Source organism: Sagittula salina, from assembly GCF_017813235.1.
Lineage (GTDB): Bacteria > Pseudomonadota > Alphaproteobacteria > Rhodobacterales > Rhodobacteraceae > Sagittula > Sagittula salina.
In genome coordinates this window covers 107,045-122,603 of the sequence record NZ_JAGISH010000007.1, presented here as the reverse complement: position 1 = coordinate 122,603, position 15,559 = coordinate 107,045, and the positions used below count along the sequence as shown (strand labels likewise).

At 62.1% G+C, this 15,559-nt stretch carries 20 protein-coding genes and 1 pseudogene; 3 read left to right on the top strand and 18 right to left on the bottom strand.

The window, feature by feature from the left end; genetic code table 11:
* Window positions 1–398 precede the first annotated feature (398 nt).
* The gene (locus tag J5474_RS13480) at window positions 399–1,673 is read left to right on the top strand and encodes a DEAD/DEAH box helicase (protein WP_209361440.1); all 1,275 of its coding nucleotides are present in this window, start codon (window positions 399–401) and stop codon (window positions 1,671–1,673) included.
* A 1,651-nt stretch (window positions 1,674–3,324) separates the two neighbouring features.
* Here the strand turns inward: J5474_RS13480 and J5474_RS13475 are convergent.
* The 12 genes and pseudogenes from J5474_RS13475 to rpmC form a co-directional block, all read right to left on the bottom strand.
* Window positions 3,325–4,116 carry an MBL fold metallo-hydrolase gene (locus J5474_RS13475; protein ID WP_209361439.1) on the bottom strand — a complete coding sequence of 264 codons (792 nt, stop codon included), beginning with the start codon at window positions 4,114–4,116 and terminating at the stop codon, window positions 3,325–3,327.
* A 494-nt stretch (window positions 4,117–4,610) separates the two neighbouring features.
* Complete coding sequence (gene rpmD / locus J5474_RS13470; RefSeq protein ID WP_209361438.1) at window positions 4,611–4,799, bottom strand: 50S ribosomal protein L30; 189 nt, start codon at window positions 4,797–4,799, stop codon at window positions 4,611–4,613.
* 3 nt (window positions 4,800–4,802) lie between these two features.
* A complete protein-coding gene (gene rpsE / locus J5474_RS13465; protein WP_209361437.1) occupies window positions 4,803–5,369 on the bottom strand; it encodes a 30S ribosomal protein S5 in 567 nt (188 codons plus the stop codon).
* Between the two features lie 172 nt (window positions 5,370–5,541).
* Window positions 5,542–5,901, bottom strand: coding sequence for a 50S ribosomal protein L18 (gene rplR / locus J5474_RS13460; RefSeq protein WP_209361436.1), 360 nt, complete (start codon window positions 5,899–5,901; stop codon window positions 5,542–5,544).
* A 15-nt stretch (window positions 5,902–5,916) separates the two neighbouring features.
* Window positions 5,917–6,450: a 50S ribosomal protein L6 gene (gene rplF, locus J5474_RS13455; protein WP_209361435.1), complete on the bottom strand. Its 534-nt coding sequence runs from the start codon at window positions 6,448–6,450 to the stop codon at window positions 5,917–5,919.
* Between the two features lie 12 nt (window positions 6,451–6,462).
* Window positions 6,463–6,855 carry a 30S ribosomal protein S8 gene (gene rpsH, locus J5474_RS13450; RefSeq protein ID WP_209361434.1) on the bottom strand — a complete coding sequence of 131 codons (393 nt, stop codon included), beginning with the start codon at window positions 6,853–6,855 and terminating at the stop codon, window positions 6,463–6,465.
* A gap of 13 nt (window positions 6,856–6,868) precedes the next feature.
* Window positions 6,869–7,174: a 30S ribosomal protein S14 gene (rpsN, locus tag J5474_RS13445; protein WP_209361433.1), complete on the bottom strand. Its 306-nt coding sequence runs from the start codon at window positions 7,172–7,174 to the stop codon at window positions 6,869–6,871.
* 12 nt (window positions 7,175–7,186) lie between these two features.
* Window positions 7,187–7,768 (bottom strand): 50S ribosomal protein L5, encoded by a 582-nt coding sequence (gene rplE / locus J5474_RS13440; RefSeq protein WP_209361432.1) that lies wholly within the window; start codon window positions 7,766–7,768, stop codon window positions 7,187–7,189.
* Window positions 7,768–8,073 (bottom strand): 50S ribosomal protein L24, encoded by a 306-nt coding sequence (gene rplX, locus J5474_RS13435; RefSeq protein WP_209361431.1) that lies wholly within the window; start codon window positions 8,071–8,073, stop codon window positions 7,768–7,770. Before rplX ends, rplE begins: the two co-directional genes overlap by 1 nt.
* Complete coding sequence (gene rplN, locus J5474_RS13430) at window positions 8,073–8,441, bottom strand: 50S ribosomal protein L14 (protein WP_209361430.1); 369 nt, start codon at window positions 8,439–8,441, stop codon at window positions 8,073–8,075. The genes rplX and rplN overlap by 1 nt, the downstream gene beginning before the upstream one ends.
* Before the next feature lie 183 nt (window positions 8,442–8,624).
* Window positions 8,625–8,846, bottom strand: a pseudogene (gene rpsQ / locus J5474_RS13425) (30S ribosomal protein S17); the annotation flags it as partial.
* A gap of 4 nt (window positions 8,847–8,850) precedes the next feature.
* Complete coding sequence (gene rpmC, locus J5474_RS13420; RefSeq protein ID WP_209361428.1) at window positions 8,851–9,060, bottom strand: 50S ribosomal protein L29; 210 nt, start codon at window positions 9,058–9,060, stop codon at window positions 8,851–8,853.
* A 324-nt stretch (window positions 9,061–9,384) separates the two neighbouring features.
* On the opposite strand from rpmC, the gene J5474_RS13415 reads away from it, so the two are divergent.
* Window positions 9,385–10,770 (top strand): peroxidase family protein, encoded by a 1,386-nt coding sequence (locus J5474_RS13415; RefSeq protein ID WP_209361427.1) that lies wholly within the window; start codon window positions 9,385–9,387, stop codon window positions 10,768–10,770.
* Window positions 10,771–11,073: 303 nt separating this feature from the next.
* Here J5474_RS13415 and J5474_RS13410 read toward each other — a convergent pair whose 3' ends face one another.
* Complete coding sequence (locus J5474_RS13410) at window positions 11,074–11,697, bottom strand: TIGR02466 family protein (protein WP_209361426.1); 624 nt, start codon at window positions 11,695–11,697, stop codon at window positions 11,074–11,076.
* A 151-nt stretch (window positions 11,698–11,848) separates the two neighbouring features.
* Between J5474_RS13410 and J5474_RS13405 the strand changes: the two genes are divergently transcribed.
* Complete coding sequence (locus J5474_RS13405) at window positions 11,849–13,042, top strand: calcium-binding protein (protein WP_209361425.1); 1,194 nt, start codon at window positions 11,849–11,851, stop codon at window positions 13,040–13,042.
* A 6-nt stretch (window positions 13,043–13,048) separates the two neighbouring features.
* On the opposite strand, the gene J5474_RS13400 is transcribed toward J5474_RS13405, so the two are convergent.
* From J5474_RS13400 to rpsS, 5 genes are all read right to left on the bottom strand, one after another.
* The gene (locus J5474_RS13400) at window positions 13,049–13,402 is read right to left on the bottom strand and encodes a hypothetical protein (protein ID WP_209361424.1); all 354 of its coding nucleotides are present in this window, start codon (window positions 13,400–13,402) and stop codon (window positions 13,049–13,051) included.
* Window positions 13,403–13,759: 357 nt separating this feature from the next.
* A complete protein-coding gene (rplP, locus tag J5474_RS13395) occupies window positions 13,760–14,173 on the bottom strand; it encodes a 50S ribosomal protein L16 (protein WP_209361423.1) in 414 nt (137 codons plus the stop codon).
* 2 nt (window positions 14,174–14,175) lie between these two features.
* On the bottom strand, window positions 14,176–14,895 hold the full coding sequence (gene rpsC, locus J5474_RS13390) for a 30S ribosomal protein S3 (RefSeq protein WP_209361422.1): 720 nt from the start codon (window positions 14,893–14,895) through the stop codon (window positions 14,176–14,178).
* Window positions 14,895–15,275 (bottom strand): 50S ribosomal protein L22, encoded by a 381-nt coding sequence (gene rplV, locus J5474_RS13385; protein ID WP_209361421.1) that lies wholly within the window; start codon window positions 15,273–15,275, stop codon window positions 14,895–14,897. Before rplV ends, rpsC begins: the two co-directional genes overlap by 1 nt.
* A 3-nt stretch (window positions 15,276–15,278) precedes the next feature.
* Entirely contained in the window at window positions 15,279–15,557 is a 279-nt protein-coding gene (rpsS, locus tag J5474_RS13380) for a 30S ribosomal protein S19 (RefSeq protein ID WP_209361420.1), read from the bottom strand.
* Window positions 15,558–15,559 lie beyond the last annotated feature (2 nt).

The following is a 15,559-nucleotide window of genomic DNA, read 5'->3' as shown; positions in this document are numbered from 1 at the left end:
ATCCCCGCGCGGTATCCCCAGTCTCTGCACTGTCGTCGGCCTTTCCGCTTTACCGCATTGGAGGAAAACGATCTTGTCCGATTGTATGACGAATTGACGCTCTGACGAACCCCTCTACGGGCGGAGGTGGCAATCCAGGTCATAGCCTTGACTTTCCGCGATGCAGCATGCATATCCCCCTCAGCCGCACCCGCCGCGTGAGCGGGCACATGGGCCACAGGCCCTCACGGCACTCATATTCCCCACGACCCCACATCACGCATGGGATCAGATCCGCGACAGGGTATCCGCATTCGGCGGGCTCCCGGTGATCGCGGTCCCCTTGCGTTCGTCCCGCGATGCGGGCGGGCCATAACGCGCCGCATCGGCGCGCAAAGGACATTCTTTTGGATTTCGACATGCTGGGACTCCCGTCCCGTCTTCAGGCGAACCTCGCCGAACTGAACATCACCGAACCGACCCCGATCCAGAAACAGGCTATCCCGCACGCCATGAATGGCCGGGACGTTATGGGCCTCGCGCAGACCGGCACCGGCAAGACCGCCGCCTTTGGCCTGCCGCTGCTCAGCGCCCTTCTGCGGATGGAAGGCAAGCCTGCCGCCAAGGCCGTGCGCGGCCTGATCCTCGCGCCGACGCGCGAACTGGCCAAGCAGATCGTCGACAACCTCCGCTCCTATGCCGAAGGCACGCAGGTGCGCATCGGTATCGTCACCGGCGGCGTCTCGCTGTCGGGGCAGGAAAATCGCCTGAGCCGCGGCACCGACTTGCTGGTCGCCACCCCCGGCCGCCTCATCGACCTGATGGAGCGCCGGTCCGTCCGACTTGACGAAACCAAGTTCCTCGTGCTGGACGAAGCCGACCAGATGCTGGACCTCGGCTTTATCCATGCGCTGCGCCAGATCGCCAAGACGCTACCGAAAGAGCGGCAGACCATGCTGTTCTCCGCAACCATGCCCAAGCAGATGGCCGAGATCGCATCGGCTTACCTGACGGACGCGGTTCGGATCGAAGTGACCCCGCCGGGCCAGCCCGTGGACCGCATCGACCAGTCGGTGCACTTCGTCGAGCAGGGTGACAAGATGAACCTGCTCATCGCCCACCTCGACGCGCATCGCACCGAGGCGGCTCTGGTCTTTTCCCGCACAAAGCACGGCGCGGAGAAGATGAAGAAAGTATTGGAAGCAAAGGGCTTTGCCGCCGGTTCGATCCACGGCAACAAGAGCCAGGGCCAGCGCGACCGCGCGTTGAATGCCTTCCGCTCCGGCGAACTGATGGTGCTCGTGGCAACGGATGTGGCGGCGCGCGGCATCGACATCCCGCAGGTGCGCCACGTCTACAACTACGATCTGCCGAACGTGGCGGACAACTACGTGCACCGCATCGGCCGTACGGCGCGGGCGGGCCGGGACGGCTCTGCCATTGCGTATTGCGCTCCGGACGAGATTGGCGAATTCAAGGCCATTCAGAAGTTGATGGGCCGCGATATCGAGGTCGCCGGGGGTGAACCCTGGATGGACTTCGGCGCAAAGAAACCGCAGCGCGGTGGCCGTGGACGTCGCGGCGGCAATGGCCATGGCGGTGGGGGCCAGGGTCAAGGCCAGCGCCCTCAGGGTGCGGGCAAGCCCGCGCGTCCGAAGCGTGGTGGCCGCGGTCGCGGTCGTCAGGCTGCCTGACAGTGTCGCCTCGGGTGTCGCAGTAAGGCAAGCGCCGGCATCCGCCCGCCTCGCCGTTCAAGCGCACCGGAAACAAAAAGGCCCCCGCCCGTAGGGGCGCCATTTCGAGTTGTAGGACACGAGCGGCGGATTTTCCGTCGCTCGTTTTCGTTTTCGGTGGAGCTCTCTATCGGTCTTGGCGCTTTCTCCACATCGGAGTGCCGTGAAACAGCCAGGGCTGGTACGGATCCTTGAGAGGTTCGGGAGAAGCGGTCGTTCATCCTGGCGCCGATCCTTCTTCTTGTCGGCTGGCTCCAGGCCTTCCCCTGCTTACAGCATCTCTTGCTGCACCTCATCGGGATCTGGATTGTGATCTGCGCGCCTCCGATCTCCTCGTCCGATCGCACGGATGATGGGTGGAGTATTGGGCCGAATAAACTCCCATACCCATCGCGGGCGTTGTTCGGCGAACACGGTCTTGCGCTGCAAAGGGACTTCAATGGTTTCATTGGTTCCCGGCACCTTGAGGCGACGCACGGCTCTGGCAGACCTGCTGGCCTTATCCCTCTCGTTCTTGCCTGAAGTGGCGGACTGATCCTCTTCCTGGGCGGTTCTTTCTTCGCCGTCCGGGGATGCGTAGGGCCGCAAGTCGAAGAAGTTGCAATAGATACGCCAGATGTTCAGCGTCGCGATCAGGGCACGCGGGGTGTGTGCAGAGCCATTGGTGTAGCTCGAGCCCTTCCGGCCGCAGCGCGTTCGGTCCTTGTTTCCAGGTCACGTTGATCGAGATGTCGTCGTGCGCGATCCGGCTGTGGGTATAGGGCATTCCATTCGCTCCATTGCAAACGAACTCGTGAGGGGCCTCCAGATAGCCGGTCCCGCCGTTCCGGCACGTGGAACCCCGAGGGCGCCAGTTTGTGTCCAGAGGCGGTTCAGAGCCTCCTCATGGGCACCGTTCGACAGCAGCCTTCCGCTCACCCCGCATTTGGCGTTCCCTCGTTGGTGCAGGCCGGTGACCATCCGGCCGCCGCTCCAGGGTCTCTGCGCTCCAGAGAACTCGAAGGCGGTGGTCTCACGATGGCGATTGTTACCTTTCCCAGGGCCGAGCTTGTAGCATCCGATCCCCTTCGCAATCGAAGCGTCAGACATGCCGGCGCGTCGGCGCTTCTCCTGCGCTCCCCTGCCAGGGAGGGAATGTTTCGCGGGGGCCGGTTCGATGCCATAGGTGCCGCAGTCGGGAACGCCGCAGCGGTTGCGATTTGTGCCGCCCGACACGAGCGGGTATACTTGCGCGATCGTAAGGTTGCTGAGGCTCTCCATTTCGTTCGGTCCCTTCGACCCTTTGGCCAAGAGCTCGCGCGCCTCCTATATTGGCCTTGTGGGCTATTCCCGAAATAAATCTCGTCGACAGACGTGCTTCGCGTGGGAAGTTCGGGCTTCCCGCCCATTTGTCCTTCAACCACGGCTGCTGGCTGAAAATAGTGCGCAAAAACAAAAGCCTGCCGACCTATCGGTCGGCAGGCTGTAGGATCTATGCCCAATGGAACGGAATGGCGCACCGTTGGGGCGACCTTTGCTTCTTTTTCAGAGACGGCGAAGGGTCGGCTCGTGGGTTTGCCTGCTCGAAGGCCGAACCGCCCACTGCGCGGCTCGCCGCTTTTCGGTCGGGTCCTTAGCCCAATTCGCCGGGCTTGTACCAGTCGGCAATCTTCACCTCTGACACGTCTCCCACCATTCCGGCATAGGCCTGCGGGTCCTGCGTACCGCCGTCACGACCACGGAAGTGGTACGGGTAGACCACCTTCGGCTTGAAAGCCTTGGTAGCCTCTGCCGCCTGCTCCGCCGTCATCGTAAACGGCAGATTCATGCAGAGGAAGGCAAGGTCGATGTCCGTCAGCCCCTCCATCTCGGGCGTAGGCTCGGTATCGCCCGAAATATAGATCCGGAAATCGCCCATCGTCAGGACATAGCCGTTGTCGCGCCCCTTCGGGTGGAAGTTCAGGCGGTCCTCCGTCACGTTGTGCGCCGGGATCGCATCGATGGTCACATCCGCGAAGGTTTTCGTGTCGCCATTGGCCATGGCCTCGGCGGAAGGCTTCAGATCCTCGTTCAGCATGTCGTAGACTGCCGGGTTGGTATAGATCGCAACCGGCTTGTCGGCAGGCTTCAGCGCAGAAAGCGTCTCTGCGTTGTAGTGGTCGCCGTGTTCATGCGTGATCAGGATCAGGTCCGGGGCTGGCAGGCCCTCGTATTCCGTCGCATCGCCCACCGGGTCGACGTAGATCACGCCGGCGGGAGTCTCCATCACGATGGAGGCGTGGTGGACAGGGTGGATAGTCACCGTGCCCATGTCCGTTTCGAAGCTGTCGCCCATATGCGCTTCGGCGCGGGCGGCAAAGGGTATGATGGTCAGCGTGCTCATGGCAGCAGCGCTGTGCAGGAATGTACGACGGTTGATCGTCATGGTCGGTCCTCCTCGGCCTTGGGTTCCGTTAGGGTAATACGCGCCACCCGCCGGACAAGCTCAGTTTTTCCCAAAGGCGTACACATAGAGTTGCGATCCCTGGTGGCCGCCACCGCCTGCTGTGCCAACCAAACAAGTCGAAACCTCACGCAGACGCGGTCGAGATATCCGACGACGACCGTGACAGAATAGCGCGCTCAGTTAAATTCACCAAATCCGCGTAGACTCGGAACAAAACCTGCGGCGCCCCAAAACCTGCGTCCGGCCACCGCCGCCATTATTCTAAAAACGACCCCACGCCGGGGCCCCTTCGATGATTTCGATAGTTTCATCGAGAATGAACTGTATGCGCCCTTCCCCGCAATACTGAGAAAGGCGGCGCACACCAAAACAGGTTTTAGGAAAGATTTCACTGCGCACAGTAAGCCCGAAAAGCAAATCGCCGCCCCCGAAACCCGGGAGCGGCGATCCTGATCATGTCGCGGAGACGGGGTTTAGCCGCGCTCTTCGACGATTTCCACCAGATGCGGGATCTTGTTGATCATGCCGCGCACAGAGGGGGTGTCCTCCAGCTCGCGAACGCGGTGCATCTTGTTCAGGCCCAGCCCGATCAGCGTCTTGCGCTGGATCTCGGGGCGACGGATCGGGGAACCGATCTGCTTGACGACAAGGGTCTTGGCCATGGTTTACGCCTCCTCGGAGACTGCGTCGGCGTTGTCGCGCTTCGGCAGGATGTCAGCGACCTTCTTGCCACGACGCTGGGCCACCTGACGGGGAGAAGTCTCCTTGGTCAGGCCTTCCAGGGTGGCGCGGATCATGTTGTAGGGGTTCTGCGAACCGGTCGATTTGGCAACGACGTCGTGCACGCCCAGCATTTCGAATACGGCACGCATCGGACCACCGGCGATGATACCGGTACCCTGCGGTGCGGTCCGCATCACGACGCGGCCCGCGCCATGGCGGCCCTCGATATCGTGGTGCAGCGTGCGGCCTTCCTTCAGCGGCACGCGCATCATCTTGCGCTTTGCCTGCTCGGTGGCCTTGCGGATGGCCTCGGGGACCTCCTTGGCCTTGCCCTTGCCAAAGCCGACACGGCCCTTCTGGTCGCCGACCACGACGAGTGCTGCAAAGCCGAAGCGCTTGCCGCCCTTCACGGTCTTGGACACACGGTTGATCGCAACCAGACGATCAGCGAATTCCGGGGTTTCGTCGCGGTCGCGACGGTTGCCCCGGCGGTTATCACGTTCTGCCATTTGGCATTCCTTGTATTTGTGGGTCCAAGAGACCCGTCTGATCCAATCCAGGTGCCATGGTTCAGGAACCTCAGGCCCGGATCATCGAGGCTTGCGCCTGCAAAACGCAGGGTGCGCCGTGGCGCACCCTGCGGGTTCGTGGGGCGGGTGGGTCATGCGACCCACCTCTGCCTCAGATCTTCAGTCCGCCTTCACGCGCAGCGTCGGCCAGAGCCTTCACCTTGCCATGAAACAAGAAGCCGCCACGGTCGAAGTAGGCTTCTTCCACACCGGCTGCCTTGGCGCGCTCGGCGATCGCGGCACCGACCTTGGTCGCTGCTTCGATGTTGTTCTTGCCGACCACGCCCAGCGAAGGCTCCATCGACGAAGCGGCTGCCAGCGTGCGGCCGGCCACGTCGTCGATGAGCTGCACCGAGATGTTCTTGTTCGAACGGTGAACCGAAAGGCGAACGCGACCCGCGTTGACCTTGCGAAGCTTGTTCCGGACGCGCATGCGGCGCTTGAGGAACAGTTGACGTTTGCTGTTTGCCATTGTCCTGTCCAGTCCTTACTTCTTCTTGCCTTCCTTCTGGAAGATGTACTCGCCCTTGTAGCGGATACCCTTCCCCTTATACGGCTCAGGCCGGCGCCAGTCGCGGATGTTTGCCGCAACCTGCCCCACCTGCTGCGCATCGTGACCTTCGACGACGATTTCCGTCGGCTTCGGCACGGTGACAGTGATGCCCTCGGGGATTTCGAAATCCACGTCGTGCGAGTAACCCAGGTTCAGCTTCAGGGTCTTGCCCTGGAGCGCGGCACGATAACCGACACCCTGGATTTCCAGTTCTTTCTTGAAGGTGTTCTGCACGCCATGCACCAGGTTCGCGACCAGGGTGCGGGACATGCCCCACTGTTGGCGGGCACGCTTCGAATTGCCACGCGGCGTGACCGTCACGGCATCGCCGTCGACGACGATGGTAACGTCATCGGTGGCGGTGAAGCTCTGGGCGCCTTTCGGGCCCGTCACTTCGATGGTCTGGCCGGAGACAGTCGCCGACACGCCCGTGGGCAGTGCGACCGGCTTCTTACCAATACGAGACATGGGTAAGCCTCCTTAGAACACGGTGCAGAGCACTTCGCCGCCAATGTTGGCTGCGCGTGCGTTTGCGTCCGACATCACACCCTTGGAGGTGGAGACAATCGACACACCCAGACCCTGACGGACCTGCGGGATGTCATTGACACTCATGTAGACGCGGCGACCGGGCTTGGAGACCCGCTTCACTTCGCGAATGACAGGGGTGCCGTCGAAGTACTTCAGGCTGATCTCGAACGCGGGGTGACCGCGCTCGTCCGTGGTGCTCTCGTAGCCACGAATGTAACCTTCGTCCGCGAGCACGTCGAGGACCCAGCCGCGCAGCTTGGACGCCGGGGTCGACGTCGTCGACTTGCCGCGGGCCTGAGCGTTGCGGATACGGGTGAGCATATCGCCGATAGGATCGTTCATCTTATACCCTCCCTTACCAGCTGGATTTCACGACGCCGGGCAACTTGCCGTTCGAGCCAAGCTCCCGCAGCATGATCCGCGAAATGCGGAGCTTGCGGTAGTAGGCATGCGGACGGCCAGTCAGCTGGCAGCGGTTGTGCAGACGCGACGGCGCGGAGTTGCGCGGAAGGGCGGCAAGCTTGAGCCGCGCCTTGAAGCGCTCTTCCATCGGCTTCGACTCGTCGACTGCGATTTCTTTCAGTTCGGCGCGCTTGGCTGCATACTTTGCCACCAGGCGCTGGCGCTTCTTTTCGCGCTCGACCATGGATTTCTTGGCCATGTCGTTCTCTCCTTACGCCTTGGTGAAGGGCATGTTGAACCCGGTCAGCAGGGCCTTGGCCTGCTCATCCGCGCTGTGCTCGCCAAAGGCCTTCGCGTTGGTGGTGATGATGATGTCCATCCCCCACACTTCGTCGACCTTGTCGAATTCGATCTCCGGGAACACGATGTGCTCCTTCAGACCGGTGGCAAAGTTGCCGCGTCCATCGAAGGACGCCTTCACACCGCGGAAGTCGCGGATCCGCGGCATCGCCACGGTGATCAGACGGTCGAGGAATTCGTACATGCGCACATCGCGCAGCGTCACCTTTGCACCGATGATCATGCCTTCCCGCAGACGGAACGGGGCGTGCGACTGCTTCGCCTGCGTGCCGACGGCCTGCTGGCCTGCGATCTTGGTCAGATCCTCGATGGCCGACTTGGCCTTCTTGGAGTCGCGAACTGCCTCGGCACCGCAGCCGATGTTCAGAACGATCTTGTCCAGACGCGGGATCTGCATGTCGTTCTTGTAGCCGAACTGCTCTTTCAGAGCGGCGCGGATGGTCTCGCGGTACTGTGTCTTCAGACGCGGGGTATAGTTGGCGGTATCCAGCATCAGATCACGTCCCCCGTGGTCTTGGCAAAGCGGACCTTCTTGCCGTCTTCCGTGCGGAAGCCGACGCGGGTTGCCTTGCCGTTTGCATCGACGATTGCCAGGTTCGACAGGTCGACCGGCAGCGCCTTGGGAATGCGGCCGCCCTGCGACGACTGCGACTGGCGGGTGTGGCGGATGGCGACGTTCACGCCGTCGACGACAGCCTTGCCGGCCTTGGGGTCGACGCTGACGATATCGCCGGTCTTGCCCTTGTCCTTGCCAGCCAGAACGACGACCTTGTCACCTTTGCGAAGCTTCGCGGCCATTACAGCACCTCCGGAGCAAGCGAGATGATCTTCATGAAGTTCTTGGCACGCAGCTCGCGCACGACCGGCCCGAAGATACGGGTTCCCACCGGCTCACCCGAGTTGTTCAGGATCACGGCGGCGTTGCGGTCGAAACGGATGGACGTGCCGTCTTCACGACGAACTTCCTTGGCGGTGCGCACGACGACGGCCTTGCGAACGTCACCCTTCTTCACGCGACCACGCGGAATCGCCTCCTTCACCGACACCACGATGATGTCGCCGACAGAGGCATAACGGCGGTGCGAACCGCCCAGAACCTTGATGCACTGAACTCTCCGGGCTCCGGAGTTGTCAGCGACATCCAGATTGGTCTGCATCTGGATCATGTCTAGTCTCCCGACGTCCCGGGCCGCTCTGCAGAGAACATTGACCCGGGGGTTTCGATAATGTTCCGGGCCCCTGCAGCAGGGGCCCGAAATGCGCCCTTAGTGGGCTGCAGCTTCGGCTTTCTGAGCTTCCGTTGCGGCCTCGGCGCGCATCTTCTCGTGCTCTTCCAGCATGGTCTCGGTCATGACTTCCCAGCGCTTGGTCTTCGACTTCGGTGCGCATTCGCGGATCTGGACGGTCTGGCCGACCTCGAACTGCTGGGCCTCGTCATGGGCGCGGTACTTCTTCGACTTCTTGATCGTCTTCTGAAGAACCGGGTGCTTGAAACGACGCACGACCTGAACGGTCACGGTCTGGGTGTTGGCGGTGGAGGTGATCACGCCTTGCAGGATACGCTTGGGCATTGTCTTACGCCTCCACTGAAGCCGCGGCAGCGGCCTTTTGGTTCAGGATGGTTTTGACGCGGGCAGCCTCGCGGCGCACCTGACGGATGCGGGCGGGGTTGGCGACTTCGCCGGTGGCCATCTGGAAGCGCAGGTTGAACGCTTCCTTCTTCAGCTGGACAAGCTGATCCCGGAGCTGGTCCGGGGTCTTGTCACGGAGTTCCTGGGCGCTCATCGCGCTCTCCTTTTCAATCAACATCACTGGAAGGCCCCTGCCAGTCTTGACGTACAGGGTCACCCTGATTCCAGTGGAGTCCGTGGATGAGCGGCCCCTATACGTCCATCGCCCCTTGCGCGCAAGCCCTTTCGGCCATGCGTGCCCCCGTCCGCCCCGCCCGCGTCCCTGAGTACCGTCAATGGAGCGTTAATCCGCCCCACCTGCCTTTGAAGGCTGTCCTTCCTGTGGCAGGCTTACCTAGCGTCACCTCTTTTTGGCGCACCGCCTTCGTTGACCCGTTGCCGTTTGCCACCAGCCCATTTCCAGCACCGAGGCTAAGTCATGAAAGATCTGGATCACAACCTGAAGGCCACCTGCTGTGCCCCCGGCCATGGGGCTTCGGGCTTACGTGACATCGTCAAGCTCGCTTGCGACAGCCAACAGGTCGGCACCTGCAACGGTGCGCGCCCCGAAGAGGGGAGCGCGGAATACGTCTTTGGCCGTTTGGTCGATATGATGCCGCTCGACCAACAGCCGACAAAGGACGCCTGCAACCACCTTGCCAACCTGATGCAGGAGGACGAGGCCACCGCCAAGGACGGCCCCGCCGATGCCGGCATCGCCTTTCTCGGGCAATTCATCGACCACGACATCACGCTCGACGCCACGACGAAGCTGGGAGAGTTCGCCGGCGCAGTCACTCGCATCCGCAATTTCCGCACGCCCTCGCTCGACCTCGACTGCGTCTACGGCAACGGACCGGAGGTGGATCCCTGGCTCTACGAGCCGGACAACCGCCTGATCTTCGGGCGCGGTCCGACCGAGCGAACGGAGGAAGGCGCCAACCCGCTCGACCTGCAACGCAACATCAACGGCCGCGCTCTGATCGGCGACCCGCGCAACGACGAGAACCTCTTTGTCAATCAGATCCACGGTCGCATGTTCATCACGGGGCACAACGCCACCATGAAGCGCCTTGCCGACATCACCGACAACGAGGATCGCCTGCACGAGGCCCGCGCGGAGCTGACATGGGAATACCACGACCGCATCCTGCACCAGTTCCTGCCCGCCGTGGTCCACGAGGATATTCTCAACCCGATGCTGGCGCAGGCGCGCAACATGCACCTCGAGGACCTCGGCCGCCTGAGCTGGGCCAGCGCCCCCGCCATGCCCGTGGAATTCTCCGCCGCCGCCTACCGCTTCGGCCACTCGATGATCCGCGAGACCTACAGGCTGAACGACAGGCCCGGCCGCGAGGCGGTGCGCGTCTTTGCGCGGGAGGCCGACGCCGTGCGGCTCGAGGGGTTCGCCCCGGTCGACAAGGACAATAACCTCGACATGGGCCTATTTTTCGGCTCCGGCGCACAGAAATCGCGCCCCATCGACACCCGCCTGCCCGCCGCGCTCATCACCTTGCCCGACAGCATCGCCACCAGCGACAAGAACCTCGCGGCGCGCAACATGATCCGCGGGCAACACACCTTCAAATTGCCGACCGGCGAGGTGATGGCGCAATGGATGGAGGCCGACCCGATCGACACCCATGAGAAGGTGAAGGAAGCCAAAACCGAAGGTCGCACGCCACTGTGGTTCTACATCCTGGCGGAAGCCGAGGCCTTCGGCGGCAAGCTCGGCCCGGTGGGCGGCGGCCTCGTTGCGGGCGTCCTGCTCAGCATGCTGATCCGCGCCCACAGCCCGGCGCTGCGTCCCTATCGTGGTGTTTGAACATCGGGGTGTTTGAACGCTCGTGGCGGCGGCACGTCCCGGCGACCGCCCTCGCCGGGGCGTGAGGAAAGCCCTCCCCCGAAACATACTATGCGTGCCCTGATCCTCCTGCTGACCTCCGTCCGGTTCGCTGGCCCGCCTCACGCTCCTGTATTTGGTCCACTCCGTGGCCCCATCGCCTGACCGCCGACCGTTTGACCCTTCACTCCCCGGGGTTCAGCCTGCCTTCAGAAGCTTTATAAACGTAAAGGGCGACTGAAGATCAGCCACCCGTCCATGCACTCAGGGGAAATTCCGGGGGCTTCAATCGCCCCACTTGTAATTGAAACTGACGGAGACCCGCTCTTCCTCGTCCGCCATGTTCATCGGCACCTCGTGGCGCAGCCAACTCTCCCACAACAGGATATCGCTCACCTCCGGCTGCACGTAGATGAAGGGCTTCAGTGCCTCGCGGGCATCCTTCTTCCGTGCAGGGGCCGCCATCATCATCTGCAAACGCGGGTCCTCCAGCTTCAGCGCGGAGGCGCCTTTCGGCATGGCCACGTAGGTGGTGCCCGAAATCACCGAATGCGGGTGAATATGGCTGGAATGGGTGCCACCTGGCGGCAGGATGTTGATCCAGATGTCCTCCAGCACGATTTCCTTTTCACCGAGGTCAAAGTCCAGCTCTTTCACAAAGGCGGCGACGTGCCGGTCGATCACCTTCACCAGATCGGCAAAGATCGGAAACCGCCAAGGCAGATCCGTCAGCGAGGCATAGGAGGTGTAGCCGGGATAGCCCTGCGCCTCGCACCACTCCTGCCCGGCCTCGTCGTCCTCGGCGATGGAAAAACACGAAGCCTCCAGTTCCGCCGCGTCGACGTCGCCGTGATCGGCGAGACGCGCGTGGTAAAGAGGCGTTGAGAAAAGAGATCTGATTTTGGCCATGCCGCCTCTTACTCCGACTCGCCGCCCACGTGCGAGGAAAATTCGCAGCTATCACGACCGATCGGCGCGTCTGAAGGAAAACTTCAGGAAATCTTGAGGAAATAGGGCGATTAGAATGGGCACTCGCCACAACCGCGCAGGAGTGTTCCCCGTGTCTGCCGTTTTCGTTCTTGGCCTCATGACCGCCGGTGTCTTTGCTGTTTTCATCAATCAGTACAACTATCTGAGCGATTCCAATGAGGACGGGGAGGAACCCGGCATGGATGCCGGTGCCCTGCCCGACGACGGCGCGCCTGGGCCTGACACGTCCGCCCCGCCGCCCGGCATGGATTCGGGCGAAAGCTTGACCGGCGGCGTCTCGGAAGACGGCGCCGGGCAAAGCGACCTCCTTACCATCGCCGCAGGCGGCAGCCTGACCGGAACGGACGACAACGAAATCTTCGGCCTCGAGGGTTCTGCCAGTGCCCCGGTCTCTCTGGACGCATCAGGCGGGAACGACACCATCGACCTTTTCGACCCGGCTGCGGCTGCGGCAGACGTGGCCGCACTGCAACTCCCCGAAAGCCTTATCGACGGCGGCATGGGCAACGACCTGATCGACTCCGCCACGCGCGATTCGACGATTCTCGGAAACTTTGGCAACGACACCATCACCGGAATTCACGACGGGTCACTGATCGACGCGGGTACCGGCAACGATGTCGTCAATGTCGAGGGCACCGCCACCACCGGGACGGCAGTCATGGGCGGCGACGGCGCTGACCTGATTGATGCTCGAGTTGACGGAGGCACTATCCACGGCGGAGCGGGCAATGACACGCTCTTTGCCTACGCCGGGGGTGCGGCGTTGACCCAGGTTTCGGGCGACGCCGGCATGGATTTCTTTGACATAGACGGCACGAACTTGCCCGTCGGCTCCAACCAACACGGATTTGCGGTCACGGGCGGCACCGGCATCGACGTTTTCATGGTGGCGGTGAACGAAGGCGTGCAGGACAGCAGTTTCTGGACCGGCGAACATGTCTCCGTCACGCCGGAGGGTGCCCTGAACGTCGATACCGGGGAAATCACCGACTTCACCCCCGGGGAGGACCTGCTGGTGATCGACGGCACCCCTCTGAGCGATGCGGTCTCCCTCACGGGACTTGCATTCGAAGAGGTTAGCGATGGCACTCAGACCTCCACGGAGGTTACGCTGACCTATACCTCCGATACGCCCGGCGATCCGGTGCGGGAAGTCACCTTCGCCCTCACCGGAGCCTCCGGCCTGACGGAAACCGATATCCAGCTGATCGGGGCGGGTGCCGACCTTCTGCAAATCATCCCCCTGCCGGTCGCCGCCTGAATCCGTTCAAAGCGTCAGAATGAAAACATCCACCGGATCATCCTCGTAGCCACTGATCTTGGCGTTCAGATCCTTGATTACCGGGCCAATGCTGAACGCCTCATTACCGTATTTCCAGATCTTCCGGCCATCCTTGTAGTCAGGCGTGATATTGCCCGGCGTCGCATGAATGCCGTCCAGATCCTTGCCCACCACCATCATCGCGTCGTTGCTGATATTGACACAGGCCATCATCGCCTGAATTAACGTCGCCAGAACCCTCAGCGGTGTGAGCGCCAGCCGAACCGATCCCGCCACGCCCTGCCGGTCGCCGTCGACCGGTTTCACGCTCGGCCATGCGCCTGCCAGGTTCCAGGTCACACATTTTCGCGTGATGACCCCCGTTGACGCGCAATGCTCCACCACCGCACCAATCTGCGCGGCCAGAAGCGGCGAATGACCAGGGTTTCTACGAGAGACATGCGCCGGAAAGCTCGGGGCCTTCTGACACAGCTAAAAAATCATCATCGAAACTGCACCCATAGGCGAACCCGCATTGGAACTCAGTACCATGACGGCCGCCTTTCCCAAAGAGGGGCCGACCGGAATCGCTGGCGGATCGCCCGTTCAAATACCTTCTAGCCGATTGAGGCACCCAGCAGCCGCAAAAGCAAAACCCCCGACGCAGGGGAGCGCCGGGGGTTTCAGTGTCTTTGCTCGGAATGACCCGGGACCGGTTTACCAGTCCTCGCGGACCACGACGCGAGTCTTGATCGGCAGCTTCATCGCGGCCAGACGAAGCGCCTCGCGGGCGATGTCCTCGGCGACACCGTCGATCTCGAACATCACGCGACCGGGCTTCACCTTGCAGACCCAACGGTCGACAGAGCCCTTACCCTTACCCATACGAACTTCGATGGGCTTGGCGGTCACGGGAACGTCCGGGAAGATACGGATCCAGACACGACCCTGACGCTTCATGTGGCGCGTCATGGCGCGGCGAGCGGCCTCGATCTGGCGTGCGGTGACACGCTCAGGTTCGGTTGCCTTCAGACCGTAGGTCCCGAAGTTGAGGTCGGAACCACCCTTCGCTTCACCCTTGATCCGGCCTTTGAAGGCCTTGCGGAACTTCGTGCGTTTCGGCTGAAGCATTTTTACCTCCGGTCGTCACGACGACCGCCAGCACCACGGGGTGCGGGACCGTCCTGAATTTCCTGGGCCTTGCGGTCGCGGGCCTGAGGATCATGTTCCATGATCTCGCCCTTGAAGATCCAGGTCTTGATGCCGATGATGCCGTAGGGGGTTGTCGCCTCCACGTGAGCATAATCGATGTCGGCACGCAGCGTGTGCAGCGGAACGCGGCCCTCACGGTACCATTCGGTCCGTGCGATTTCCGCGCCACCCAGACGACCCGCGACGTTCACCCGGATACCCAGGGCGCCCATGCGCATCGCATTCTGCACGGCCCGCTTCATCGCGCGGCGGAAGGAAACCCGGCGCTCCAGCTGCTGGGCGATGGACTCGCCGACCAGCTGTGCGTCCAGTTCCGGCTTCCGGACCTCGACGATGTTCAGGTGCAGTTCGCTGTCGGTGATCTTGGCGATCTTCTTGCGAAGCACCTCGATGTCCGCACCCTTCTTGCCGATGATCACGCCCGGACGCGCGGTGTGAATGGTCACACGGCACTTCTTGTGGGGGCGTTCGATGATCACGCGGGCGATGCCGGCCTGCTTGCACTCTTCGTGGATGAAATCACGAATGCGCAGGTCTTCGAGCAGCAGATCGCCGTAGTCCTTGGTGTCCGCGTACCAACGCGAATCCCAGGTCCGGTTGATCTGGAGGCGCATCCCGATCGGATTTGTCTTGTTACCCATTAGGCTTGCTCCTCAACCTGGCGCACCTTGATGGTGATCTCCGAGAACGGCTTGTTGATGCGACCAAAACGACCACGGGCCCGCGGGCGACCGCGCTTCATGATCAGGTTCTTGCCAACGTAGGCCTCGGCGACGACCAGTTCATCGACGTCCAGACCGTGGTTGTTCTCTGCGTTCGCGATGGCGGACTGCAGGCACTTCTTCACGTCCACGGCGATCCGCTTCTTCGAGAAGGTGAGGTCCGTGAGGGCCTTTTCCACCTTCTTGCCGCGGATGAGTGCAGCGACGAGGTTCAGCTTCTGCGGGCTTGTGCGCAGCATGCGCAGCTTCGCCATTGCCTCGTTGTCCGCCACGCGGCGGGGATTTTTATCCTTGCCCATGGCTTACTTCCTCTTGGCTTTCTTGTCCGCCGCGTGACCGTAGTAGGTCCGGGTCGGAGCGTATTCACCGAACTTCTGGCCGATCATGTCCTCGGTCACGTTGACCGGGATGTGCTTCTTGCCGTTGTAGACGCCAAAGGTGAGACCTACGAAGTGCGGCAGGATGGTGGAACGGCGCGACCAGATCTTGATGACCTCGTTCTTGCCGGATTCCTTGGACTTTTCGGCCTTCTTCAACACGTAAGCGTCGACGAAGGGGCCTTTCCAAACAGAGCGTGCCATAG